This is a genomic window from Nocardia caishijiensis NBRC 108228 (assembly GCF_001612825.1).
In the GTDB taxonomy this organism is placed as follows: Bacteria; Actinomycetota; Actinomycetes; order Mycobacteriales; family Mycobacteriaceae; genus Nocardia; species Nocardia caishijiensis.
Map to the genome: position 1 here is coordinate 1 of NZ_BDBE01000017.1, position 21,517 is coordinate 21,517.

Consider the following 21,517-nt stretch of genomic DNA (forward strand, 5'->3'; position numbering starts at 1 on the left):
GTGCGGAAGGTGGCGGACTCGGGTGGTGCCACGTGGGCTGGGGGTGCGGTAGGTGGCGGACTTGAGTGGTGCCACGTGGGCTGGGGGTGCGGAAGGTGGCGGACTCGGGTGGTGCCACGTGGGCTGGGGGTGCGGAAGGTGACGGAATCGGTGGTGCCGTGGGGTGCGGAGTGCGGAAGGTGGCGGACTCGGGTGGTGCCACGTGGGCTGGGAGCGCGGTAGGCGGCAATCCGCCGATGATCCGCTCGCGCGATCTTGTCGGTCACCATTCCCGGTGGGGGCAGTGCGAAGACCGCCGAGACGGTGGCGCGGACTCGCCCGGCCAGTTTCTCCGGTACTCGGTGGCGCCGTCGTCCTCGGACTCGAGTGGTGCCACGCGGGGCTGGGAGCGCGGTAGGCGGCGGACTCAGGTGGTGCCGCGTGGGCTGGGAGTGCGGTAGGTGGCGGACTCGGGTGTGCCGTGCGGTGCGGAGTCCGGTCGGGTGGCGAACTTGGGTGGTGCCACGCGGGGCCGGGAGCGCGGTAGTCAGCGGGCTCGAGTGGTGGCGGGTGGCTGGAGTGTGGGCATGGCGGGTTCGGGGTGGTGCCGTGTGGTTGGGGGTGCTGGCATGGTGGATTCGGGTGGTGCCTCGGGACGGGGTTTGTATTTCTTTTCGGCCAAATTGTGGGGGTTGATTTGGTGAATCTCTTTCTATGGCCGATGATGCGTTAGCACCTTCTGGTGGTTGTTCCTGGCTCGTGTTCGAACTGTTCGTGTTCCATGAGATGGTCCCTCGCCCCGGTCGACTCGCGGGTGGCGGGCACGGTTGAGAGGCAACTGAGAACCCATGAGCAAGCGCATTCTCGGATGGATGGCACGTGTGGCGGCCCTGGTCGCGGCGGCTGGATCGGTTGCCGTCGCGCCTGCGGCGGCGGAACCTCTTTTCCCTGGTGGGCCCGATATTCCGGGTGTCCCCTCGGTCGTTCCGACGGCGTCGCCCTGCCCGGTGGTCGAGGCACGGGCGTGTATGCGATTGTCGACGAACGAGGCGTGGCTGGTCGACAATGGGCGGGTGGTTTTCGGGCCGACACCGATCTCGCACGGAATGGCGGGCTTCGAAACTCCGCCCGCGGTGACCCGGATTTCGTTCAAACGCGAATTCCACTGGAGCACCATGCACGACGCACCGATGCGCTGGGCGACATTCTTCAACGGCGATATGGCTTTCCATGTCGGCCCGGTCACCTCGAAGTCGCACGGCTGCGTGCGCATGACCGAAGACGGCGCACACCGTTTCTTCGACTACCTCAACCCAGGCGACATCACCCAGGTGATTCCGTGATCGCCTCCAGGTGACTTCTGGCCGGACTCGCTTACGTGGGACCGGGACGCGGCAACCTATCGGATGTTTGTCGCGTCCCTGTGAGTTACCCATGTCTTGGGTCGTCGGCGCGAGGTATCTGCGGTATACACCACTATGCGCAAATGGTTGACCGGTGGGGCGGCGGTGCTCGTCGTGGCTGTCGCGGTGGTTGCGGGGCTTTATGTGCTGACGAATTCGCGCACCTACCAGCTCACCGGAGAACTGGTGAACCGCGTGGAAACCCAGGACAAGGTCGTCGCACTCACCTTCGACGACGGACCGACCGAACGCACTCCGGAAATCCTGCGCGTACTCGATGAATTAGGGGTGCCCGCGACGTTCTACCTCGTCGGTGCGGATCTCGCCGCGCATCCCGACTTCGGGAAGGCCATCGCGGCGGCGGGGCACGAGATCGGCAACCACACCTATACACACCGCCGCATGGTGCTCGTCTCGGACGACGCTGTGCGTGACGAGATCGAACGCACCGACGTCGAGATCCGCCGCACCGGCTATCAGGGGCCGATCACCTTCCGCCCGCCCTACGGCAAGAAGCTCTACGGCCTGCCGAAGTACCTCGCCGACCACGACCGCACCACGGTGACCTGGGATGTGGAACCCGATTCCGCCGGTGGCGTCGACCGGGACACGGTGCGCGACACGACCCTGGCCCAGACCCGGCCCGGTTCCATCGTGCTGCTGCACGTCATGCACGGCGCCGAATCCGCGGCCGCCCTGCGGGGCATCGTCACCGGGCTGCGGGAACAGGGCTACCACTTCGCCACGGTCTCGGAGTTGCTCGCGCGGAACTAGCCGGTGGCGCGATAGCCGGATCGTGCCGCCTGCACGGCATCGATATTGGTCTCGAGTACCTCGATCAACGCGTGCAGCCGGTCGGCCACCTGGGCGCCCAACTCGGTGAGCGTGTACTCCACTCGCGGCGGAATGGCCTCGAGAACTTCCCGATGCACCATGCCGTCGCGCTCGAGGGCCTGCAGGGTCTGCGACAACATCCGCTCGCTGACCCCCTCGACCCGCCGACGCAACGCGCTGAACCGGACCGGGCCCTCCCGCAGCGCTACCAGGGCGAGCACGCCCCATCTGCTCGCCACGTTCTGCAGCACCGACCTGGACGCGCAGTCACGCGCGAAGACATCGGCCTCCAGCGTCTGATCATCGTCGGGGCCTTGCGCACTCATGCCCTTGATCCTACCCGCCTTGACTACAGCGCCTACTGAATGCATAGTGCTTACTAATAGTTAGTGCATGTCGAAAAGTTCGGAGGATGTTGTGACCATTGCGGTAGCCGGAGCGAGTGGACAGCTGGGCAGGCTCGTCGTCGAGGCGTTGGTGGCGGCCGGTGAGACGCCGGTGGCGATCGTGCGCGACCCGTCGAAGGTCGCCGACCTCGATGTCGACGTGCGCCGGGCCGCCTACGACGACGCGGCCGCGCTCGATGCCGCACTCGTGGGTGTCGACCGCTTGCTGCTCATCTCGGGCAACGAGTTCGGTGCGCGAGTTGCCCAGCACACCACCGTGATTCGCGCGGCCGAACGCGCGGGCGTCGAACTGCTCGCCTACACCAGCATCCCGCGAGCCGACGTCAACCCGATGATCCTGGCCGCCGAACATCGCGGCACCGAAGAGGTGCTCGCCAATGCCTCGGTGCCGACGGTGCTGCTGCGCAACAGCTGGTACTGGGAGAACTACAGCCAGGCGGCGGCCGTCGCCGCACAGGCGGGGGTGCTGGCGGGCGCGATGGGTGAGGGTCGGGTGTCTGGAGCGGCGCGGGCCGACTACGCCGAGGCCGCCGCCCGCGTCCTCACCGGCGAGGGCCATGCGGGTCGGGTCTACGAACTCGGCGGCGACGACGCCCTCTCCGGCCCCGACCTGGCCGCCGCGATCGGCGCGGCCACCGGGGCGACAGTTCGCTACGAAAACCTGTCGACCAGCGACTACGCGGACACCCTTCACGCCGCGGGCGTGGACGAGCAGTTCGCCGCCGTGCTCGCCGACTCCGACGCGGGCATCGCCGAGGGCTATCTCGAGGTGTGCACCGGCGACCTCACCAAGCTCCTCGGCCGCCCGGCCACCTCGGCGACCTCGGTCTTCGCGCCCGTCTGAGCCTCGGATCTCCGAGGTTTCCGTCGGCTTCAACCGGTCCCCGCCCGGCGAATCCCGGTGCCGACGGGGACCGTTCTGAGGTGGCGGTGTCCCGGGGTGGCCCGAGTGCCCGGTGACGACCCCGGTTCGCACCGCTACAGTGCGGAGCGTGGCTCATGAAACTCCCCGTCGACGCACGCACACGTACCTGAGCGGTCTGCTGTTCGTGGTCGGTGTCCTGCATTTCGTCGCGCCGAAGCTGTTCGACGGCATCGTTCCCAAGCAGTTGCCCGGCGAACCCCGGGCCTATACCTACGGCTCCGGGGTCGCCGAGCTGGGTGTGGCGGCGGCACTCGCGGTGCCGAAGACCAGGCGGTTCGGCGGCTGGCTCGCCGCTGGCCTGTTCGTCGCCGTCTTCCCGGCCAATGTGCAGATGACCGTCGACGTGCTGGGCAATCCCAAGTCCTCGTCGGCGTTCAAGGCCGGGGTGATCGCCCGGTTGCCGCTGCAGATTCCGCTGATCGTGGCCGCGTTGCGGGTCGCGCGCCGCTGATCACACCCACTGCACGAGCTGGATGACCACCCCGTTGGGGTCGGTCATCTGGAAGTAGCGCTCGCCCCACTCCTCGGTTTCGATCGGCGTCTCGATCCGCACCCCGGCCCCGCGCAGGCGCTCGTATTCGCTGTCGATGTCGGTGACCACGAAGACGACGAGCACACCCTCGCCCGCACTGCCCGCGATCCGCGTCGGCTTGAAGGACTTCAGGCCGGTGCGCAGGTAGATCACGTCCATGCCCGCGTCGGGCCGTCCCACGCTGACGAACCCGTCGGCGGCCATGTTCTCGGTGAAACCGAGGTGATCGATCAGGAACTGGGCCGACGCCGTCGGGTCGTCCACGTTGAGCGAGATGGCGGAAGCGGTGATCTGCATGGTCTCTCCTCGATGGCATTACTCCGTACTTTGTACGCTTTTAGTCTGCGAAGAATGCCGCCGCGCCGCTCTATGACCTGGGTCACACCTTGAAGGTGTCGCGCGCGATACGCAGCGTGGTGATCGTCGACGCGAGCCCCTCGTACTGGTTGATCAGCAGCACGATCTCGATGAGCGACCGCTCGTCGTAGTGCGCGGCCAGCTCCGCCCAGACCGCATCGTCGACATCGCGCGTGGTCACCAGCTGGTCGGTCACGGCCAACAGCGCCCGCTGACGCGGCGTCCACCCCTCCGCGTCCGGGCCCGCCGCCGCTCGATCCACCTCCACCGCCGTCAGCCCCGCCTTGCGCCCCAGCCGACGATGATGATCGGCCTCGTAACCGCAGTCGCGCAGCTGCGCCACCCGCAGAATCACCAATTCGGCCTCCGCGCGCGGCAACCGACCACCCGGCATGAGCTTGCCGGAGAAATGCAGCCAGCCACGGAACAGTCCGCGGGTGCGGCCGAGGGTGCTGAACAGGTGCGCGTCCGCCGTGCCTGCCGCGCGGGAGAGTACCTGCCAGACAACCCAGTTGATCGGACCCAGTTCGCCGAACCGGCCGGGGGAAATGCGTGGTAGGGGCGTTGCGGCCATCGTCGTCCACCTCGTGTTGTCGTTCGGTTCCGCCGGAATCGACAGCGTACTCGGCGGTACACGCGTGCGGTGGTGAGTCGCTTTTTCTTTGGTTTCCAGTGGTTTTCGGAACAGTTGCGCGTCATGATTCAGGTACCGCAGCGCGCAGCGGCGGTGAGGTCGCAGCAGTGGTAGGGGAACATCGCAATGCTGGTTCGGATCAGGCCGGGCGCGGAACTCACCGGCGCCGAGCGGGAGTTCGTCGAATGCCTGAGCGCCTATCCGAGTCCGGGGCTCGCCCTGATCGACCCGCAGGTGGGGGACCGGCGTCTCGGCGCGGTGGTGGTGACGCCGCGCGGGATCACGGTGTTCGAGGTGAAAGGTTTCCGGCGACGGCAGAGCGGTCTGCTGTCGCTGTCGCCGTCGGGGCAGTGGACGATCAGCGACGGTCCGCTGGAATTGGCGACGGAGTCGTCGAGCGGGCTCACCGACCGGCTCGAACACGGTGTCCACGCCGTACGGGTGGCGCTGGAGCACGCGCTTCAGGAGAGCAGGCATGTGTGCGGTGCGGTGGTGCTCGTGCCGTACAAGGGTGTGGTCGTGCGCCCGGCCCGCACCGCGTTACGCCCGGGCCTCGACGTCCTGGTCGCCAACACCGTCGACGCGCACGAACTGCGCGTCTACCTGGAGAACTTCTCGGTCGGCCCGCGCGAATGGACCGTGGATCGGGTGCTCAACACCTGCGCCGCGCTCGACCTGGCCGACCTCGCCCCCACCCGTGCCGCGCTCACCGACGACGGTTTCCCGGCCAAACGGCCCACACCCGCGCCCGCCCCCGCCGCCCCGCGCCCACGCCGTGTCGAACCGCCCGCCCCGCCCGCCGAATCGACCCGCGACGGGAAGCTGGCCGGCCTGGTGGTGTTCGGGTTGGCGGTGCTCGGCCTGCTGGTCGTGCTGGTGATGGTGATCCTGGCGTTGCTCACCGATTCACCATCGCCACGAACGGTCTCCGACATCACCGAATCGACCACTCCCGCCCCCGTCACCGTCACCCACCGCCCCGCGCACTGTTGGCCGTTCCAGTCCGACTGTTGACCCGGGGAAATCAATCGAGCACTGTCCCACCGAGTTTGGTGAAGGCGATAGCCTGCTCGGCCCGTGCCCGCACATGCACGCACGAGGAGGCGATGTGGGTGACGAGGGCACGCAGGGCGGATTCGCGGCGTCCGGCGAGCACGTGTTCGGCGATGGTGATGTGTTCGGCGGTCATTGTCGCGACCCGATCGGTGGTCGGCACGTCCATCGTGCGCACGGGGCGGACGCGGCGGTAGACGCCGCTCAGTTCCTCCGCCAGTGCGGAATTGCCCGCTGCCCGTAGGAGTTCGGTGTGGAACTGTTCGTCGGCGGCCACCAGCTCGGGACCGGGACGGGGTGGTGTGTCCCGGAATTCCCGCCAGCGCAGCAATTCCGCGCGGACGGCAGCCAAATCGTGTCCGCCCGGCGTAGCCGAACCCAGCGTCAGCCGCTGGAACCCGCGTGCTTCCAACACCATTCGCAGCTCGAACAACTCGTCGAGTTCGGCCAGCCGTGGCCGGTACAGGTACAGCCCCTCGGGATGACGCCGCACCAAACCGTCGGCCTGTAGCCGGGCCAGCGCCTCGCGCACCGGAGTGCGCGAGACGCCGTAGCGCCGGGCCAGCGGTTCGGCACGTAATCGTTCGGTCGGTGCGAGCCGACCCGTCGCGAGGTCCTCTCGCAGCGATTCGTACACGCGGTCGGCCAGCGAAACCCGCCCACCCCTGCCTGCCACGGCGCAGCTTCAGATCGCCATCGCCGCGCGCACAGCCGACTCCGCGCCCGCCCCACCCGGCCCGGTGGAACCGATGTGGCCCGAGTGCAGCACGTAGTACTGCTGGGCGGCCTGCAACGCGAAACCGATGTGCTGCTCGACCAGCAGCACGCTCAAGCCGCCGCGCTGGGTCAATTCGATGATGGTCCGCTCGATTTCGGCGACGACCGACGGCTGGATGCCCTCGGTCGGTTCGTCGAGGATGAGCAGTTTCGGTTCGGTGATGAGCGCGCGGGCGATGGCGAGTTGCTGCCGTTGACCACCCGAGAGCAGACCGGCTTTGCGGGTGAGCAGCTCACGTAGGGCGGGGAACAGGTCGAGCGATTCGTCGATCAGTGCCTTCCCGCGCTTGCGGCCGTCGGCGACCACCTGCAGGTTCTCCGCTGTGGACAGCTGGGGAAAACTCTGCTGACCCTGCGGAACATAGGCGATGCCCCGCTTCACCCGCTGCGACGGCGAGAGCTTGCTGATCTTCTCGCCGTCGAAGGTGATGGTGCCCGACTTGGTCGGCAGCAGCCCGACGGCGGTGCGCAGCAGGGTGGTCTTGCCCGCGCCGTTGTGGCCCATGATGGCGACCACGCTGTCGTCGGGGACGGTCAGGCTCACGCCGTGGACCACCTCGGTGCGTCCGTATCCCGAGCGGACCTCGTGCAGTTCAAGCATCGGCGGCCTCCTTGTCTGTGGTTGCCATGGCCGCGGTACCGAGGTAGACCTCCTGCACGCGCGGATCGGCCTGCACCTGTTCCACGCTGCCCTCGCTGAGCACCGTGCCGCCCGCGAGCACCGTCACCGAGGTGGCGAAGGACCGCATGAAATCCATGTCGTGTTCCACCACGAGGACCACGCGGTCACCACCGATGCGGCGCAACAGGTTTCCGGTCTCCTCGCGTTCCTCGGCGCTCATGCCCGCGACGGGTTCGTCGAGCAGCAACACCGAGGCGTTCTGCACCAGCAGCATGCCGATCTCGAGCCACTGTTTCTGCCCGTGCGCGAGCACACCGGCGGGTTTGTCGCGCAGTGCGGTGAGACCCGTTGTCTCCAAGGCTTCTTCGATGGCGGGCAGCACGGACTTGCGGGCGCGCAGCAGCGACAGCGCCGAGCGGCCCGCGCCCGCCGCGATGTCGAGGTTCTGCAGCACCGTGAGCTGCTCGAACACGCTCGCGGTCTGGAAGGTGCGCCCGATCCCGAGCCGAGCGATCTGGTGCACCTTCTTGCCGAGCAGTTCGGTGCCCGACTTCTGCGCCGACCCGGTGGCCGGGACCAGGCCGGTGATGGCGTCGATGAGGGTGGTCTTGCCCGCGCCGTTGGGCCCGATCAGGAACCGCAGGTCACCCTGCAGCACTGTCAGGTCGACGTCGGTGACCGCCTTGAAGCCGTCGAAACTGACCGACAATCCACGGATTTCGAGGTATTCGCTGTTCATGCCCGCGTTGCCGCCGGGCTTGGGTTCGTGTGACGTCATCGGGCAAGCACCTTCTCCTCGGTGACCACGGCGGGTGTTTCCGGTTCGTTCTTACGGCTCTCGCGCCACCCCTTCACCATCGGCCACAGCCCGGCCAGACCGGCGGGGATGAACCCGACGACCACGATGAACAGCACACCTTGCAGGTAGGTCCAGCCCGAGGGGAACGACTCCGACAGCGAGGTCTGCGCCCAGGCCACCCCGATCGCGCCGAGCACCGGGCCGAGCAGGGTGGTGCGGCCACCGATCGCGACACCGATCAGGAACGCGATCGACGGGACGACACCGATGTCGGCGGGCGAGATGATGCCGACGATGGGGGTGAACAGCGCACCGGCGATGCCCGCGAGGAACGCCGCGACCACATACGCCACGATCTTGATGTTGGCCGGATCGTACCCGAGGAAACGCACCCGCTCCTCGGCATCGCGCACCGCGATCAACAGTTCGCCGTAGCGGCTGCGGTTGAGCTGACGGATCAGCGCGACCACCACCAGCAGCGTGCCAGCGGCGATGAAGAACAGCATCTGCCGATTGGCCGGGTCCGAGAGCCGGAACCCGAAGAAGGCACGGAAGTCCGACAACCCGGTGAAGCCGCCGATGGCCTGCTGGCCCGTGAGCAGGATGGCCAGCGCCGCCGCGAGCGCCTGGCTCAGGATGGCGAAGTACGCGCCGCGCACCCGCCGCTTGAACACGCCGTACCCGAGCACCGCCGCGACCAGCGCGGGCAGTACCAGGATCGCGAGAATCGCCACCGGCGCCGAGGCGAACGGCTGCCAGAAGCCGGGCAGCTCACTGATACCCGAGATCTCCATGAATTCGGGTACCTCGTTGCCGAGGCGGGCGGCGTCGGCGAGTTGCATGTGCATGGCCATGATGTAGGCGCCGATGCCGAAGAAGACGCCCTGGCCGAGAGTGAGCATTCCGCCACGGCCCCAAGCCAATCCGATGCCCGCGGCCACGATCGCGAAGCAGAGGAATTTGGCGAGCAGGTTCAGGCGGAAGTCGCTCAGCACCGCCGGAGCGACAGCGAACAGCAGGATCGCCGCCACCGCGAACCCGGCCAGGGGCGTGAGCCGAGGGTGCGCGCGAAGACGCTCGGACAATGCACTCATGACAGCGTCCTTTCTGGCATGATCGGGCGGCCTGCGTGGTTACACTGCGCTGCCGCCTTCGGCCGCTGACCTCTCATGCCAAACTCCTCGTCCGCACGGTGAACAGACCCTGCGGGCGGACCTGCAGGAAGATGACGATCAGCACGAACACGATCACCTTCGCGATGGACGCGGTGGTGGAGTATTCGATGAAGGAATTGAGCAGGCCGAGCGCGAACGCCGCGATCACCGTGCCCTTGATCTGGCCGAGCCCACCGATCACCACCACCAGGAACGCGTCGATCAGGTAGCTCTGCCCGATGGTCGGACTGGTCGAACCGATGAGCGTGAGTGCGACACCGGCCACCCCCGCCAGGCCGGAGCCGATGAAGAACGTGCTGATATCGGTGAATCTGCTGGAAATACCGCTGGTTTCGGCGAGCCCACGGTTCTGCACGACCGCGCGGATGCGGCGGCCCATCGGGGTGGTCTTGAGCACGGCGGCCAACGCGGTCACCGCGACGACCGCGAGCACGAGAATGAAGATCCGCGTCTTGGGCACCACCGCACCGGCGATGGTGATGCCGCCACTGAGCCATTCGGGCACGAGCACGTTCTTGGCCGGTGCGCCGAAGATGTCACGGGCGGCCTGCTGCAGCACCAACCCGACACCGAAGGTGACGAGCAACGTGTCGAGCGGGCGGTCGTACATGTAGCGGATGAGCCCCATCTCCAGGACGGCGCCGAGCAGGCCACCGATCAGGAAACCGGCCAGCAGCGAGACGGCCAGCGAGACACCGGCCGAGGAGAAGACCTGCTGCACGACATAGGTGGTGTAGCAACCGGCCATGATGAACTCGCCGTGCGCCATGTTGATGACGCCCATCTGACCGAAGGTCAGCGACAGGCCGAGCGCGGCGAGCAGAAGTATGGATCCCAGGCTCAACCCCGTGAAGAGCTGGCCGATCAGCACGTCCATTGTGGTGGACTCCTAGCGGAAGCGGTGTGGGACGCACCGGCGGCGCGTCCCACACCTGTCGAGGGAATTTACTTGAGGCCCTTGGCCCACTCGTAGGACTTCAGGTACGGGTCGGGCGTGATCGCCTTGCCGGAATCCCACACCGTGTAGATCAGGCCGTCGGCGCGGATCTCACCGATCCGGGCGGTCTTCGTGATGTGGTGGTTGGAGCCGTCGATGGTGACGGTGCCCTCCGGCGCGTCGAAGCTCACGCCGTCGGCCGCGGCCTGGATGTCGGCCACCGCGAACGACTTCGCCTTCTCCACCGTGTTCTTCCACAGGAACACCGAGGCGTACGCGGCTTCCATCGGGTCGGAGGTCGGCTTGTCGGCGCCGAAGGCGGCCTTGTAGTCGGCGACGAACTTCTTGTTCGCCGGGGAGTCGACGGTCTGGTAGTAGTTCCAGGCGGTCAGCTGGCCCGCGAGCCGGTCGGCACCGATACCGACGACCTCTTCCTCCGCGATCGACACCGAGACCACCGGCATCTCGGCGGCCTTGAGGCCCGCGTTGGAGTACTCACGGAAGAACGCCACGTTGGAGTCGCCGTTGAGGGTGTTGAACACCGCGCCCGCCTTGGCGGTGCGCACCTTGTTGACGATGGTGGAGAAGTCGGTGGAGCCGAGCGGGGTGTAGTCCTCGCCCTTGATCTCGATGCCGTTCGCGGCGGCGTAGGCCCTGATCTCGCGGTTGGCGGTCTGCGGGAAGACGTAGTCCGAGCCGACCAGGTAGAGGGAGGTGATGCCCTTCTGCTTCAGGTAGTCCAGGGCCGGGACGATCTGCTGATTGGTGGTGGCACCGGTGTAGAAGATGTTCTTGGAATCTTCCAGGCCCTCGTACTGCACGGGGTAGTAGAGCAGCGAGTTCAGGCTTTCGAACTTGGGCTTCATGGCCTTGCGGCTCGACGAGGTCCAGCCGCCGAACACCGCGGCCACACAGTCGGAGCTGATGAGCTTTTCGGCCTTCTCGGCGAAGGTCTTCGGGTCGGACGCGCCGTCCTCGGGAACGATCTCGATCTTCTTGCCGAGCACCCCACCCGCCGCGTTGATCTGGTCGACCGCCAGCTTGGTCGAATTAGCGACGGTGACTTCGGAAATCGCCATGGTGCCCGAGAGCGAGTGCAGCGAACCGACCTTGATGGTGTCTTTGGTTGTGTCGACGCAGGACGCCGCGGTGGAACCGGTGGAGGCGTCGTCGCGGGCGCCGCAGCCGGTGAGCAACAGGCCCGCGAGGGCCACCGCCGTGGGGACGGCCAGTGCCCTGAGCACACGGGAATCAGACATGGGGCGTTCTCCTCATCAGGTGTAACGGCGGCGCACGCGCGCCACAACGAACACCGCCGCTGCCTGGCTGTACACCGGGTTGTATACAGCGGCTGTATTCGTGAGCGGAACAGTAGATGGAACTTGTTGCAGCGGAATATCTCCCGATCACGTGCCCGTTTCGTCTGTTTCGTCCGTGTGAATTGTTCGGCGGGGAGCTACGGCGTGGCTACGGTTGCGTAGCCACGCACCCGTGCGGCACGCTGGCGATTCGTACGACGTCGAACAGCCGGAATCTCGCGGCGCTCGGGCCGCGGGGTGGTCAGTCGAGGAGGAGCCCAGTGGGGCACTACAAGGCCAACGTGCGTGACATCGAATTCAATCTCTTCGAGGTACTCGGGCTCGACAAGCTCTTCGATACCGGCGCCTACGGCGACCTCGACTCCGACACCGTGCGCCACATCCTCGACGAGGTGCGCAGGCTGGCCGAGGGCCCGATCGCGGAGACCTTCGCCGAGGCCGACCGCGATCCGGTGACCTACAACCCCGACACCTTCGACGTCACCGTGCCCGAGCCGCTGCGCAAGACCGTGGCCGCCGTGCACGAGGCGCAGTGGTACCGGCTCGGCATGCCCGAGGGCATGGACGGCACGCCCGCGCCCAACGTGCTGCTGTGGGCCATCAACGAGCTCATCATCTGCGCGAACCCCTCGGCCAGCTTCTTCAATATGGGCCCGCTGATGGGCTCGGTGCTCTACGAGATCGGCACCGAGGAGCAGAAGCGTTGGGCACGTGGGGGTTTCGAGCGCGGCTGGCAGGGCACGATGGTGCTCACCGAACCGGACGCGGGTTCCGATGTGGGCGCCGGGCGGACCAAGGCCGTCCCGCAGCCCGACGGATCGTGGCACATCGAAGGGGTGAAGCGGTTCATCTCCGGTGGCGATGTGGGCGAGGTGGCCGAGAACATCTTCCACCTGGTGCTGGCCAGGCCCGAGGGCGCGGGGCCGGGGACCAAAGGTCTGTCGCTGTTCTACGTGCCGAAATTCCTCTTCGACCCCGACACCATGCGCATCGGTGACCGCAACGGGGTGTACGTCACCGGGCTCGAGCACAAGATGGGCATCAAATCCTCGCCGACCTGCGAACTCACCTTCGGTGCCACCGGGGTGCCCGCCAAGGGGTGGCTGGTCGGTGAGGTGCACAACGGGATCGCGCAGATGTTCAAGGTGATCGAGAACGCGCGCATGACCGTCGGGGTGAAGTCGTCCGGCACGCTGTCGACGGGATATCTGAACGCGCTCGAATACGCCAAGACGCGGGTGCAGGGTGCGGACCTCACGCAGATGACCGACAAGACGGCGCCGCGCGTGACCATCACCCACCACCCCGACGTGCGGCGGTCGCTCGCCATGCAGAAGGCGTACGCGGAGGGGCTGCGGGCAGTGTACCTGTACACGGCCGCGCACCAGAATGTGGATGTGGCCCAGTTGGTTTCGGGCGCCGACCCGGAGATGGCACACCGCATCGATGATCTGCTGTTGCCCATCGTCAAGGGTGTGGGCTCCGAGCGGGCCTATCAGTTGCTCACCGAATCGCTGCAGACCTTCGGCGGGTCGGGCTATCTGCAGGACTATCCGATCGAGCAGTACATCCGCGACGCGAAGATCGATTCGCTCTACGAGGGCACTACCGCCATCCAGGCCCAGGACTTCTTCTTCCGCAAGATCATTCGCGACGGCGGTGCCGCGATGGGCCACCTCAACGCGCAGATCACCGCGTTCCTGGCCAACGATTCCGGCCGCTTCGCCACCGAACGCGCCCTGCTGCGCACCGCCCAGGCCGACGTCGCCGCCATGGCAACCACCCTCACCGGCTACGCCATGGCTGGTCAGCAGGACCCCGCCGAGCTCTACAAGGTCGGCCTCGGCTCGGTCCGCTTCCTGATGTCGGTCGGCGACCTGCTCATCGCCTGGCGCCTGCTGGCCCAGGCCGAAGTCGCCGCCGCCGCCCTCACCGGCGAGGCCGCCGCCAAAGACCGCCCCTTCTACCAGGGCAAAGTAGCCGTGGCCTCCTTCTTCGCCAAGAACGTCCTCCCCGAACTCACCGCCACCCGCACCATCCTCGCCGCCCTCGACACCGACATCATGGCCATCCCGGAAGAAGCCTTTTGATACCTACTTGATGAGGTAGATATGGTACGGATCAGCTGGTTTCGAGAACGGCGACTACGCGGTTTTCGGGCCGATCGAAATGGAGCCGGAGTTAGCGACGGGTCCTCCGGTCGGAGGCCAGCGGCGGGAACAGACCGCTGCGAACGGTCAGGTTGCCCGTAGAGCGCGACGCGCGTCTGACCACATATGCCGATGAGGCGGACACCACCCCTGAGCGACACCTTGCGGAGGGTGGTCGCCGAATACCTGGCGCGGCATCCGCTCAGTGCGTAACCGAGGCCCTCGTCGGCCCTACTTCATGGACTGGGGAGCCAGTCGCGGACTTCGCTGATGCCAAGGGGTCGGCGCGCGGATGTTCAAAAGCGTTGTCGTAGTGAGCGATTGTGCTCGGACGTCGATCTGGGGTGTCGAGCGACGACCTGCCGGATAGCCTGCGTTGTTGGTTTGTGCCGCTGGTAGTGTGATCCCATCTATCCGGGGTGGTCGAAGGTGGTCTGATGAGTCTCATGCATGTCCGGCAGATCGAAACCCATGTGCGCGAGACGTATTCAGATGGCTGGGTTGCGAATCTCAGCGAGGACGCAAATCTGTCGAGGCTTCTCGCGCGATATGCTCTGGACTTGGCGCAACCGGTACAGGCCAACTCGGATGCCTTGCAGGTGGAGGTCACCGATCATGGCGATGACGGAGGAATCGACGCGGTTGCGGTGGATCCTCGAACGAATCTCGTCACGCTGGTGCAGAGCAAATGGCGTAAAGATGGCAAGGGGTCGTTCGACCTGAATTCTATGAATCGATTTGTAGAAGGTATCAGGAACCTGGCGGAAATTGATTCCACTGGAATTGTAAGTTGTTCTGCGGAGATGAAAAAATATGTTAGCGTGGCTTTGAGCAAACCAGGGGGGCGTCTCCTCCTGGTTGTGGTGACTACCGCCTCCGAGCCTCTCAGTGATGTTGTCCGCGCTCCAATGAATAAGCTTCTCGGCATCTTCAACGATGATCCGGACTCTGATCCTATCGCTACGTTCAAATATATAAAGCAGTCAGATCTGTTCTCTTCAATAGCGCAAATCCCTCGGGAGACGATCAATCTTGACCTGTCAATTCTTGAATGGGGCCGCCTGCGGGAGCCGAAGTCGGCCTACTATGGCAGGGTGAACGCACTGGAAATCGCCAGATGGTTCGAAACGCACGGCGAGTCTCTGTTCTCGGACAACATCAGGCTGGCGCTGGACAACTCCGAGATCAATGATGGAATTTTCCGAACCGCAGTGTCCGATCCCGAGCTTTTCTGGTATTTCAACAACGGTCTGACCATTCTTGCGGAGACGATAGATCAGAGCATCGCTGGTAGCGTTACCCGAGATGCGGTAAACCTGCGATTGATAGACGCGTCGATTGTGAACGGTGCTCAGACGGTCTCTTCTCTTGGCCGGGCAATGCGGGCCGGTCGAGAACATGAATTGAAACAGGCTTATGTCTTGGTTCGGTGCATCGAGATCGGAGGAGATGAGGCGCCCGATCTCGCCCGAAGAATAACACGTTATGCCAATACTCAGAACGCCGTCCTTGGTCAAGACTTTGTATTCTTGGATCCTGAGCAGCATCGGTTGGCTCAGGAACTGCGTTCCCTTGGCTTCACTTATCTGCTGCGGTCGGGTGAATCATCAGGTGATGCAGATCTGTCTTCTGTCATCGATGTTCGTCTCGCTGCTGTCTCATTGGCCTGTGCATCCGGAGACATCGGACATGCGGTTACGGCGAAACGTGAGGTTTCGAAGCTATTCGATCGCGATTCTGGGCCGTATAAGACTTTGTTCAATCCGCAGGTGGACGGCGTGTACCTGGGCCACGTTGTCGAGGCTGTGAGCTTGGTTGATTACGTTCTTGATGAAGAGTCGGTGTCGTCCGACGGCCTACGTGCTGGCGTCGCGGTTCATGGGAGGCGTATCATCGCTCACCTCGTTCTCAAAAGCATCGGTACGAAGAAGTTGCGGGATCCATATTTGGATTTCAAGACTGAACTTGAAAAAGTTCCCGGCGCCGTTCTAGAATTGCTCGACGGGTTGGTTTCGAAATTTCCGGAGAACGCCTACCCAGGAAACGTGTTCAAGAACAGAACTCGATGCGAAGAGCTTATTTCTGAAATGTCTACGAGAGGTCGTGCCTGAAGGGCTGAGGACCACTTCTAACGCTGATCAGCGGTAAGGTCTGCGAGGATCGCGCGGACCTGGTCAGCTTCCTGCGGCATTCTGTTGGCAAGCACATTCCAGAGGATTTCGTAGTCCACACCGTCGTAGTTGTGGGCAACCAAATTTCGGGTCGCCTTGATTCGTCGCCACGACACCTCTGGATAGGCCGCGATGAAGTCAGCCGGTATACGTGCAACGGACTCGCCCAGTCGGTGCAGAACTGCCTCTGAGGCTAGTCTGAGGTTCTGATCGGCGTCGTAGGCTTCCTTGCCGCCGTTGATGATATGCGCAGCCATGTCGCTGAATGTGAGGAAGTCTCGCAGGCTCTTGATCGTCCGTCCGCTAACAGCGCAGCGACTCACAGCGGCTTGGCCTCATCTCTGATGGGGTGAGGACCGTCTGGAAGTCCACGTTCGGAAACGACATCGACGTGGAGGCCTGTCAGTTCTTCTAGCTCGAAGACTAGATCGGCCATATCGAACAGGTCGGCATCTGGGTCGAAGCGAACCAGAAGGTCTATGTCGCTTCCAGATATGTCATCGCCTCTCGATGCGGAACCGAAGACGCGAACTCGATGTGCCTTGTGACGGGAGGCCAGAGCGATGATCTGGTCACGGTGTTCGGCGATGACCCGGGAGGGGCGCGGCCGAGCGACGGTCTGAAGTCGGGCCAGCATCCTAGAGGAAGGCCGTCGTTCTCCCGATTCGTAGGCGGCGATCACCGATCGAGCTACACCGGATCGGTTCGCCAACTCGGCCTGGGTGAGGCCAGCGGCAATACGCAGGTCGCGGACGGTTTCCATGGTCCAATGATATCGGAGCAGCGGTCTGGAGAGCGACCTCATTTGATGAGGTAGGGGGAGACTGAGCTGCGGTGTTCGCTGATGTCGAGGGACTTGCCGAGTGGGGGGAAGGCGCGTTGGGGGCAGTTGGAGCGGACGCAGACTCGGCAGCCCGCGCCGATGGGGGTGGCGGTGGCTTCGCCGAGGTCGATGCCGTCGGCGTAGACGACGCGGGAGGCGTGGCGTAGTTCGCAGCCGAGGCCGATGGCGAAGGTCTTGCTCGGCTGGCCGTAGCGGGTGGCGCGGCGTTCCACGGTGCGTGCGACCCAGAGGTATTTGCGGCCGTCGGGCATCTGGGCGATCTGGGTCATGATCTTGCCGGGGTAGGCGAAGGTCTCGTAGACGTTCCACAGCGGGCAGGTGCCGCCGCTGGCGGAGAAGTGGAAACCCGTGGCGGACTGGCGTTTCGACATGTTGCCCGCGCGGTCGACGCGGACGAAGGAGAACGGCACACCGCGCAGCGACGGACGTTGCAGGGTGGACAGGCGGTGGCAGATGGTCTCGTAGCTCTGCGAGAAGAATGCCGAGAGTCGCTCGATGTCGTACCGGAAGTCCTCGGCTACTTCGTGAAAATGGGTGTAGGGCAACACCGTCGCGGCGGCGAAGTAGTTGGCGAGGCCGAGCATGGCCAGCTTGCGTGACGCGTCGGAGGCGAAATTGCCCTCGTCGACCAGCTTTTCGAGCAGGTCGCCGCATTCCAGGTACGCCAGCTCCGCGGCCAGTTTGAAGGTGCGCTGACCACCGGACAGATGCGGGGAGATCTCGAGCTGCTTGGTCCGCGGGTCGTAGGTGTGCAGCACGCCCTCGCCCAGGTCGATGCGCTCGCTGATCCGCACGCCGTGCGAGCGCAGCAGCCGCGCGATCTCGGTGCTCACCTCGCCACCGTGGAAACGGATGCGCGCGGTGAGATCCTCGGCGGCGGTGTCCAACTCGTGGATGTAGTTCTGGCGCTGATAGAAGTAGTCGCGCACTTCCTCGTGCGGCTTGCTGATCGCGGCGCTGCCGGAGCCGTCGGAGAAACGGTCCTCGGTGGCGGCGGCCAGCTGGGCGCTGGTGTTGCGGTACCGATTGTGCATGGCGACCAGGGCTCGCGCCATCGACGGGTGCGCCGAGACCATGTCGGCGATCTCCTTGGTGTCGGCCTCGATGCCGAGTTCGGCGTCCATCACCACTTCCTGCAGTTCGGCGATGAGCCGGGTGTCGTCCTGCGCGGAGAAGAAGGTGGGGTCGACGCCGAAGACCTCGTTGATGCGGGTGAGGACCGGCACGGTCAGCGGGCGCACATCGTGCTCGATCTGGTTCAGATAGCTGGCCGAGATCTCCAGTTTCTGGGCGAGCGTCACCTGGCTCAGCCCACGTTCGGTGCGCAGCTGGCGCAGCCGCGCACCGACATAAGTCTTGGCCATATGTCCAGTTTATGAGCGCTTTCGCAGCCTTGCCAACCAGTTCTTAGCAGCGTGTGCTGAGCGATGTGTCACACCCGCGCGCTACGGTCGGACGGTGCTGTTCAGCGATGTCGTCGCGGCCTCGGAGCGGGTGCGGGCAACCAGGTCGCGCAAGGAGAAGACCGCCGCCCTCGCCGCGCTGCTCGCGGCCGCGCGGCCGACGGAGATCGGCACTGTCGTCGCCTGGTTGTCGGGCGAGCTCACGCAGGGCCGGATCGGCGTCGGCTGGCGCACGGTCACCGGACTCGGTGCCGCCGCGAGCGAGGAAACCCGACTCACGGTCGCCGAGGTGGACGACTGCTTCACCCGGCTCAAAGGTCTGAGTTCGACCAACAGCCGCCGCGAGATCCTCACCGAGTTGTTCACCGCCGCGACCGAGGAGGAGCAGTCGTTCCTGATCCGGCTGCTCACCGGGGAACTGCGCCAGGGCGCGCTCACCGCGCAGGTGGTCGAGGGCCTGGCCAGGTCCACCGGGATCGGCGTCGACGTGATCCGCCGCGCGCACATGCTCTCGGGGAACCTGCCCGCCACCGCCGTCGTCGCCGTCACCGGCGGCGAGGACGCGCTGCGGTCGTTCCGCCTCGAGGTCGGCCGTCCGGTCGCGCCGATGCTCGCCGCTCCGGGGGGATCGCTGGACGAGGCGCTGGCCGAACTCGGCCCGCAGGTGAGTGTCGAGCACAAACTCGACGGTGCCCGTATCCAGGTGCATCGCGCGGGCGAGCAGGTGTGGGTGTTCACCCGCACCTTGCGCGACATCACCGCGGGCGTGCCCGAACTGGTCGAGCTGGTCCGTGGTCTGGACTGCACGAGCGTGGTGCTCGACGGGGAGACCCTCGCGCTCACCGACGCCGGGCGCCCGCGCCCGTTCCAGGAGACGATGAGTCGCTTCGCCACCGTGAGCGACACGCGCGAACTGCTGCTGCACCCGTATTTCTTCGACTGCCTGCACCTGGACGGCGAAGACCTGCTCGACGAACCCCTGCGGGTGCGCCGCACCGCGCTCGACCGGGTAGCCGGACCGCATGTCATCCCGGCCCTGGTCGCGCCCGACGCCGAGGCGGCCGCGCAGTGCTACGACGACGCGCTCGCCGTCGGCAACGAGGGCGTGATGGTTAAATCGCTCGAGGCGCCGTACGCCGCGGGCAGGCGCGGTAAGGCCTGGCAGAAGGTCAAACCCGCGCACACCCTCGACCTGCTGGTCATCGGCGCCGAATGGGGTTACGGCCGCCGCACCGGTTTCCTGTCAAACCTGCACCTGGCCGCGCTCGACCCCGACACCGGCGAACCGGTGATGGTCGGCAAGACCTTCAAGGGCCTCACCGACGAACTGCTGCGCTGGCAGACCGAGGAATTCCCCCGCCACGCCACCCATCGCGACGCCCAGACGGTGTACCTGCGCCCGGAGCTGGTGGTCGAGATCGCGCTCGACGGCGTGCAGACCAGCACCCGCTACCCCGGCGGCGTCGCCCTGCGGTTCGCCCGGGTGCTGCGGTACCGCCCGGACAAGGAGCCCACCCAGGCCGACACCATCGATACCGTGCGTGCGCTGGGCGGACACTGAGCGCAGCGCCTTTCGGGTAGGAATGCCTCGCCGCGGTTTCGGCCCGTCCCTGGCGATGGACTGACCGGAGGGTGCGACGAAGGAGTGCCCGTAGGGAGGGAAGAGTCAGGGTTCAGGGCCGAAACGCCGCGGCGCCAGCCGCCGATGACACCGCCATACGACACACTGTTCGGGTGAGCGCCGAACTTGTCGTCCTGTTGATCGTCATCGTCACAGCTCTCGTCTTCGACTTCACCAACGGCTTCCACGACACGGCCAACGCCATGGCGACCTCCATCGCCACCGGTGCGTTGAAGCCGAAGACGGCCGTGGCGATCTCGGGCGCGCTGAACCTGATCGGTGCCTTCCTCTCGGTGGCCGTCGCCGCGACCGTCGCGAAGGGGATCGTGCGACTCGACGAAGTGCACGGCCAGGACCTGCTGGTGATCGTGTTCGCGGGGCTCGTCGGCGGCATTCTGTGGAATTTGTTCACCTGGTTGCTCGGCTTGCCGTCGAGTTCCTCGCACGCCCTGTTCGGCGGCCTGATCGGCGCCACGCTCGCCGCACTCGGCTGGAACGGTGTGATCTGGGTGTCGGGCACCGAGGGCGTGCTGGTGAAGATCGTCCTGCCCGCGGTGCTGGCGCCGGTCGTCGCCGCGTTGGTCGCCGCGATCGGCACCTACCTCGTGTACCGCATCACCCGTGGCGTGAGCCAGGACAAGACCGACGAGGGTTTCCGCTGGGGACAGATCGGGTCGGCCTCACTGGTCTCGCTCGCCCACGGAACCAACGACGCGCAGAAGACGATGGGCGTGATCTTCCTGGCGCTGGTCGCCTACGGCTCGATCGACGCCGACGACCACATGCCGCTGTGGGTGATGGCCTCCTGTGCCTTCGCCATCGCCCTCGGTACCTACCTCGGCGGGTGGCGCATCATCCGGACCCTCGGCAAGGGGCTGGTCGAGATCGAGTCGCCGCAGGGTCTCGCGGCCGAATCCACGTCGGCGGCGATCATCCTCACCTCCGCGCACTTCGGGCTGCCGCTGTCGACCACGCAGACCGCGACCGGCGCCATCCTCGGCACCGGCATCGGTAAGGGCGCCGAGGTGCGCTGGGGCGTGATGGGCCGCATGGTTGTCGCATGGATGCTCACGCTGCCCGCGGCGGGTGTGGTCGGCGCGATCTGCTGGCTGGTGGCGCATCTGATCGGCGGGCTGGCCGGAGTGCTCGTGGTGTTCGCGATACTGGTCTTCGGAGCGCTGGCGATCTATGTGCGCTCGCGCCGCGACCCGGTCGACCACCACAACGTCAACGAGGAATGGGCCTCGGCCGAACCCGAACACCCTCGGCCGGAATAGGAGGACACCGGGATGCACACACTCTGGCTGAATCTGCGGGAACTGTGGGACGTGCTGGTCGCCGCCCTCGTCCTCGGCGCGGGCGTGCCCGCCGTCTTCGCGTTCGCGGTGCGCTGGTGGGCCAACGCCGAAACGGTCGACGCCGACGGCCGCGTGCGGCGCGACTACCTCGCCCTGTCGGGCGCGCTCATCTGCGTCGTCCTCATCGTCGTGCTGGTGATCTGCGGAATCCTGTTCACGGCCAAGGCATTCATCGCACACCAGTTCGGCATCCATCTGTTCGGACAATCCTGAGCGA

General features: G+C 65.7%; 22 protein-coding genes. 10 read left to right on the top strand and 12 right to left on the bottom strand.

Annotation, left to right across the window (positions count from 1 at the left end):
• Positions 1 to 851 precede the first annotated feature (851 nt).
• Complete coding sequence (locus NC7_RS04490; protein ID WP_084457954.1) at positions 852 to 1,322, top strand: L,D-transpeptidase; 471 nt, start codon at positions 852 to 854, stop codon at positions 1,320 to 1,322.
• 135 nt (positions 1,323 to 1,457) lie between these two features.
• Positions 1,458 to 2,156 (top strand): polysaccharide deacetylase family protein, encoded by a 699-nt coding sequence (locus tag NC7_RS04495; protein ID WP_067979223.1) that lies wholly within the window; start codon positions 1,458 to 1,460, stop codon positions 2,154 to 2,156.
• Here NC7_RS04495 and NC7_RS04500 read toward each other — a convergent pair.
• Positions 2,153 to 2,542: a winged helix-turn-helix transcriptional regulator gene (locus NC7_RS04500; protein ID WP_067979330.1), complete on the bottom strand. Its 390-nt coding sequence runs from the start codon at positions 2,540 to 2,542 to the stop codon at positions 2,153 to 2,155. The genes NC7_RS04495 and NC7_RS04500 overlap by 4 nt on opposite strands.
• 91 nt (positions 2,543 to 2,633) lie before the next feature.
• Here NC7_RS04500 and NC7_RS04505 point away from each other — a divergent pair, with 91 nt between their 5' ends.
• Both NC7_RS04505 and NC7_RS04510 read left to right on the top strand, forming a co-directional pair.
• Complete coding sequence (locus NC7_RS04505; RefSeq protein ID WP_067979225.1) at positions 2,634 to 3,467, top strand: NmrA family NAD(P)-binding protein; 834 nt, start codon at positions 2,634 to 2,636, stop codon at positions 3,465 to 3,467.
• Positions 3,468 to 3,615: 148 nt separating this feature from the next.
• The gene (locus NC7_RS04510; protein ID WP_236573124.1) at positions 3,616 to 3,999 is read left to right on the top strand and encodes a DoxX family protein; all 384 of its coding nucleotides are present in this window, start codon (positions 3,616 to 3,618) and stop codon (positions 3,997 to 3,999) included.
• Here the strand turns inward: NC7_RS04510 and NC7_RS04515 are convergent, their stop codons facing one another.
• Both NC7_RS04515 and NC7_RS04520 read right to left on the bottom strand, forming a co-directional pair.
• Complete coding sequence (locus tag NC7_RS04515) at positions 4,000 to 4,377, bottom strand: VOC family protein (protein ID WP_067979233.1); 378 nt, start codon at positions 4,375 to 4,377, stop codon at positions 4,000 to 4,002.
• Positions 4,378 to 4,459: 82 nt separating this feature from the next.
• Positions 4,460 to 5,011, bottom strand: coding sequence for a carboxymuconolactone decarboxylase family protein (locus NC7_RS04520; RefSeq protein WP_067979236.1), 552 nt, complete (start codon positions 5,009 to 5,011; stop codon positions 4,460 to 4,462).
• A gap of 186 nt (positions 5,012 to 5,197) precedes the next feature.
• Between NC7_RS04520 and NC7_RS04525 the strand changes: the two genes are divergently transcribed.
• Positions 5,198 to 6,085 (top strand): nuclease-related domain-containing protein, encoded by an 888-nt coding sequence (locus NC7_RS04525; RefSeq protein WP_067979239.1) that lies wholly within the window; start codon positions 5,198 to 5,200, stop codon positions 6,083 to 6,085.
• Between the two features lie 10 nt (positions 6,086 to 6,095).
• Here NC7_RS04525 and NC7_RS04530 read toward each other — a convergent pair whose 3' ends face one another.
• From NC7_RS04530 to urtA, 6 genes are all read right to left on the bottom strand, one after another.
• Complete coding sequence (locus NC7_RS04530) at positions 6,096 to 6,800, bottom strand: GntR family transcriptional regulator (RefSeq protein ID WP_067979243.1); 705 nt, start codon at positions 6,798 to 6,800, stop codon at positions 6,096 to 6,098.
• A 9-nt stretch (positions 6,801 to 6,809) separates the two neighbouring features.
• Entirely contained in the window at positions 6,810 to 7,502 is a 693-nt protein-coding gene (urtE, locus tag NC7_RS04535) for an urea ABC transporter ATP-binding subunit UrtE (RefSeq protein WP_067979246.1), read from the bottom strand.
• Positions 7,495 to 8,301 (bottom strand): urea ABC transporter ATP-binding protein UrtD, encoded by an 807-nt coding sequence (urtD, locus tag NC7_RS04540; RefSeq protein ID WP_067979248.1) that lies wholly within the window; start codon positions 8,299 to 8,301, stop codon positions 7,495 to 7,497. The genes urtE and urtD overlap by 8 nt, the downstream gene beginning before the upstream one ends.
• A complete protein-coding gene (gene urtC, locus NC7_RS04545) occupies positions 8,298 to 9,416 on the bottom strand; it encodes an urea ABC transporter permease subunit UrtC (RefSeq protein ID WP_067979251.1) in 1,119 nt (372 codons plus the stop codon). The genes urtD and urtC overlap by 4 nt, the downstream gene beginning before the upstream one ends.
• Positions 9,417 to 9,489: 73 nt before the next feature.
• Complete coding sequence (gene urtB, locus NC7_RS04550) at positions 9,490 to 10,374, bottom strand: urea ABC transporter permease subunit UrtB (RefSeq protein ID WP_067979254.1); 885 nt, start codon at positions 10,372 to 10,374, stop codon at positions 9,490 to 9,492.
• 68 nt (positions 10,375 to 10,442) lie between these two features.
• Positions 10,443 to 11,693, bottom strand: coding sequence for an urea ABC transporter substrate-binding protein (gene urtA / locus NC7_RS04555; protein WP_067979257.1), 1,251 nt, complete (start codon positions 11,691 to 11,693; stop codon positions 10,443 to 10,445).
• Positions 11,694 to 12,013: 320 nt separating this feature from the next.
• Between urtA and NC7_RS04560 the strand changes: the two genes are divergently transcribed.
• Positions 12,014 to 13,843 carry an acyl-CoA dehydrogenase gene (locus tag NC7_RS04560; RefSeq protein ID WP_067979260.1) on the top strand — a complete coding sequence of 610 codons (1,830 nt, stop codon included), beginning with the start codon at positions 12,014 to 12,016 and terminating at the stop codon, positions 13,841 to 13,843.
• 497 nt (positions 13,844 to 14,340) lie between these two features.
• Entirely contained in the window at positions 14,341 to 16,014 is a 1,674-nt protein-coding gene (locus tag NC7_RS28325; protein ID WP_084457946.1) for an AIPR family protein, read from the top strand.
• Positions 16,015 to 16,031: 17 nt separating this feature from the next.
• Here the strand turns inward: NC7_RS28325 and NC7_RS04565 are convergent, their stop codons facing one another.
• The 3 genes from NC7_RS04565 to ramB form a co-directional block, all read right to left on the bottom strand.
• Positions 16,032 to 16,331: a HepT-like ribonuclease domain-containing protein gene (locus NC7_RS04565; RefSeq protein WP_067979263.1), complete on the bottom strand. Its 300-nt coding sequence runs from the start codon at positions 16,329 to 16,331 to the stop codon at positions 16,032 to 16,034.
• A 62-nt stretch (positions 16,332 to 16,393) separates the two neighbouring features.
• On the bottom strand, positions 16,394 to 16,837 hold the full coding sequence (locus NC7_RS28330) for a helix-turn-helix domain-containing protein (RefSeq protein WP_084457950.1): 444 nt from the start codon (positions 16,835 to 16,837) through the stop codon (positions 16,394 to 16,396).
• Positions 16,838 to 16,875: 38 nt separating this feature from the next.
• Positions 16,876 to 18,282: an acetate metabolism transcriptional regulator RamB gene (gene ramB, locus NC7_RS04570; RefSeq protein ID WP_067979265.1), complete on the bottom strand. Its 1,407-nt coding sequence runs from the start codon at positions 18,280 to 18,282 to the stop codon at positions 16,876 to 16,878.
• Between the two features lie 94 nt (positions 18,283 to 18,376).
• Between ramB and NC7_RS04575 the strand changes: the two genes are divergently transcribed.
• From NC7_RS04575 to NC7_RS04585, 3 genes are all read left to right on the top strand, one after another.
• Positions 18,377 to 19,882, top strand: a complete 1,506-nt coding sequence (locus tag NC7_RS04575) for an ATP-dependent DNA ligase (protein ID WP_067979268.1) — start codon at positions 18,377 to 18,379, stop codon at positions 19,880 to 19,882.
• Between the two features lie 173 nt (positions 19,883 to 20,055).
• The gene (locus NC7_RS04580; protein WP_067979272.1) at positions 20,056 to 21,219 is read left to right on the top strand and encodes an inorganic phosphate transporter; all 1,164 of its coding nucleotides are present in this window, start codon (positions 20,056 to 20,058) and stop codon (positions 21,217 to 21,219) included.
• Positions 21,220 to 21,231: 12 nt separating this feature from the next.
• A complete protein-coding gene (locus NC7_RS04585) occupies positions 21,232 to 21,513 on the top strand; it encodes a hypothetical protein (RefSeq protein ID WP_067979276.1) in 282 nt (93 codons plus the stop codon).
• Positions 21,514 to 21,517: the final 4 nt, after the last annotated feature.

Coding starts and splice junctions, on each gene's coding strand:
- NC7_RS04525 (WP_067979239.1), top strand. CDS start 5,198: ATGCTGGTTCGGATCAGGCCGGGCGCGGAACTCACCGGCGCCGAGCGG.
- urtD (WP_067979248.1), bottom strand. CDS start 8,301: ATGACGTCACACGAACCCAAGCCCGGCGGCAACGCGGGCATGAACAGC.
- urtA (WP_067979257.1), bottom strand. CDS start 11,693: ATGTCTGATTCCCGTGTGCTCAGGGCACTGGCCGTCCCCACGGCGGTG.
- NC7_RS04515 (WP_067979233.1), bottom strand. CDS start 4,377: ATGCAGATCACCGCTTCCGCCATCTCGCTCAACGTGGACGACCCGACG.
- NC7_RS28330 (WP_084457950.1), bottom strand. CDS start 16,837: ATGGAAACCGTCCGCGACCTGCGTATTGCCGCTGGCCTCACCCAGGCC.
- NC7_RS04495 (WP_067979223.1), top strand. CDS start 1,458: ATGCGCAAATGGTTGACCGGTGGGGCGGCGGTGCTCGTCGTGGCTGTC.
- ramB (WP_067979265.1), bottom strand. CDS start 18,282: ATGGCCAAGACTTATGTCGGTGCGCGGCTGCGCCAGCTGCGCACCGAA.
- urtC (WP_067979251.1), bottom strand. CDS start 9,416: ATGAGTGCATTGTCCGAGCGTCTTCGCGCGCACCCTCGGCTCACGCCC.
- NC7_RS04490 (WP_084457954.1), top strand. CDS start 852: ATGGCACGTGTGGCGGCCCTGGTCGCGGCGGCTGGATCGGTTGCCGTC.
- urtE (WP_067979246.1), bottom strand. CDS start 7,502: ATGCTTGAACTGCACGAGGTCCGCTCGGGATACGGACGCACCGAGGTG.
- NC7_RS28325 (WP_084457946.1), top strand. CDS start 14,341: ATGAGTCTCATGCATGTCCGGCAGATCGAAACCCATGTGCGCGAGACG.
- NC7_RS04565 (WP_067979263.1), bottom strand. CDS start 16,331: ATGGCTGCGCATATCATCAACGGCGGCAAGGAAGCCTACGACGCCGAT.
- NC7_RS04585 (WP_067979276.1), top strand. CDS start 21,232: ATGCACACACTCTGGCTGAATCTGCGGGAACTGTGGGACGTGCTGGTC.
- urtB (WP_067979254.1), bottom strand. CDS start 10,374: ATGGACGTGCTGATCGGCCAGCTCTTCACGGGGTTGAGCCTGGGATCC.
- NC7_RS04520 (WP_067979236.1), bottom strand. CDS start 5,011: ATGGCCGCAACGCCCCTACCACGCATTTCCCCCGGCCGGTTCGGCGAA.
- NC7_RS04500 (WP_067979330.1), bottom strand. CDS start 2,542: ATGAGTGCGCAAGGCCCCGACGATGATCAGACGCTGGAGGCCGATGTC.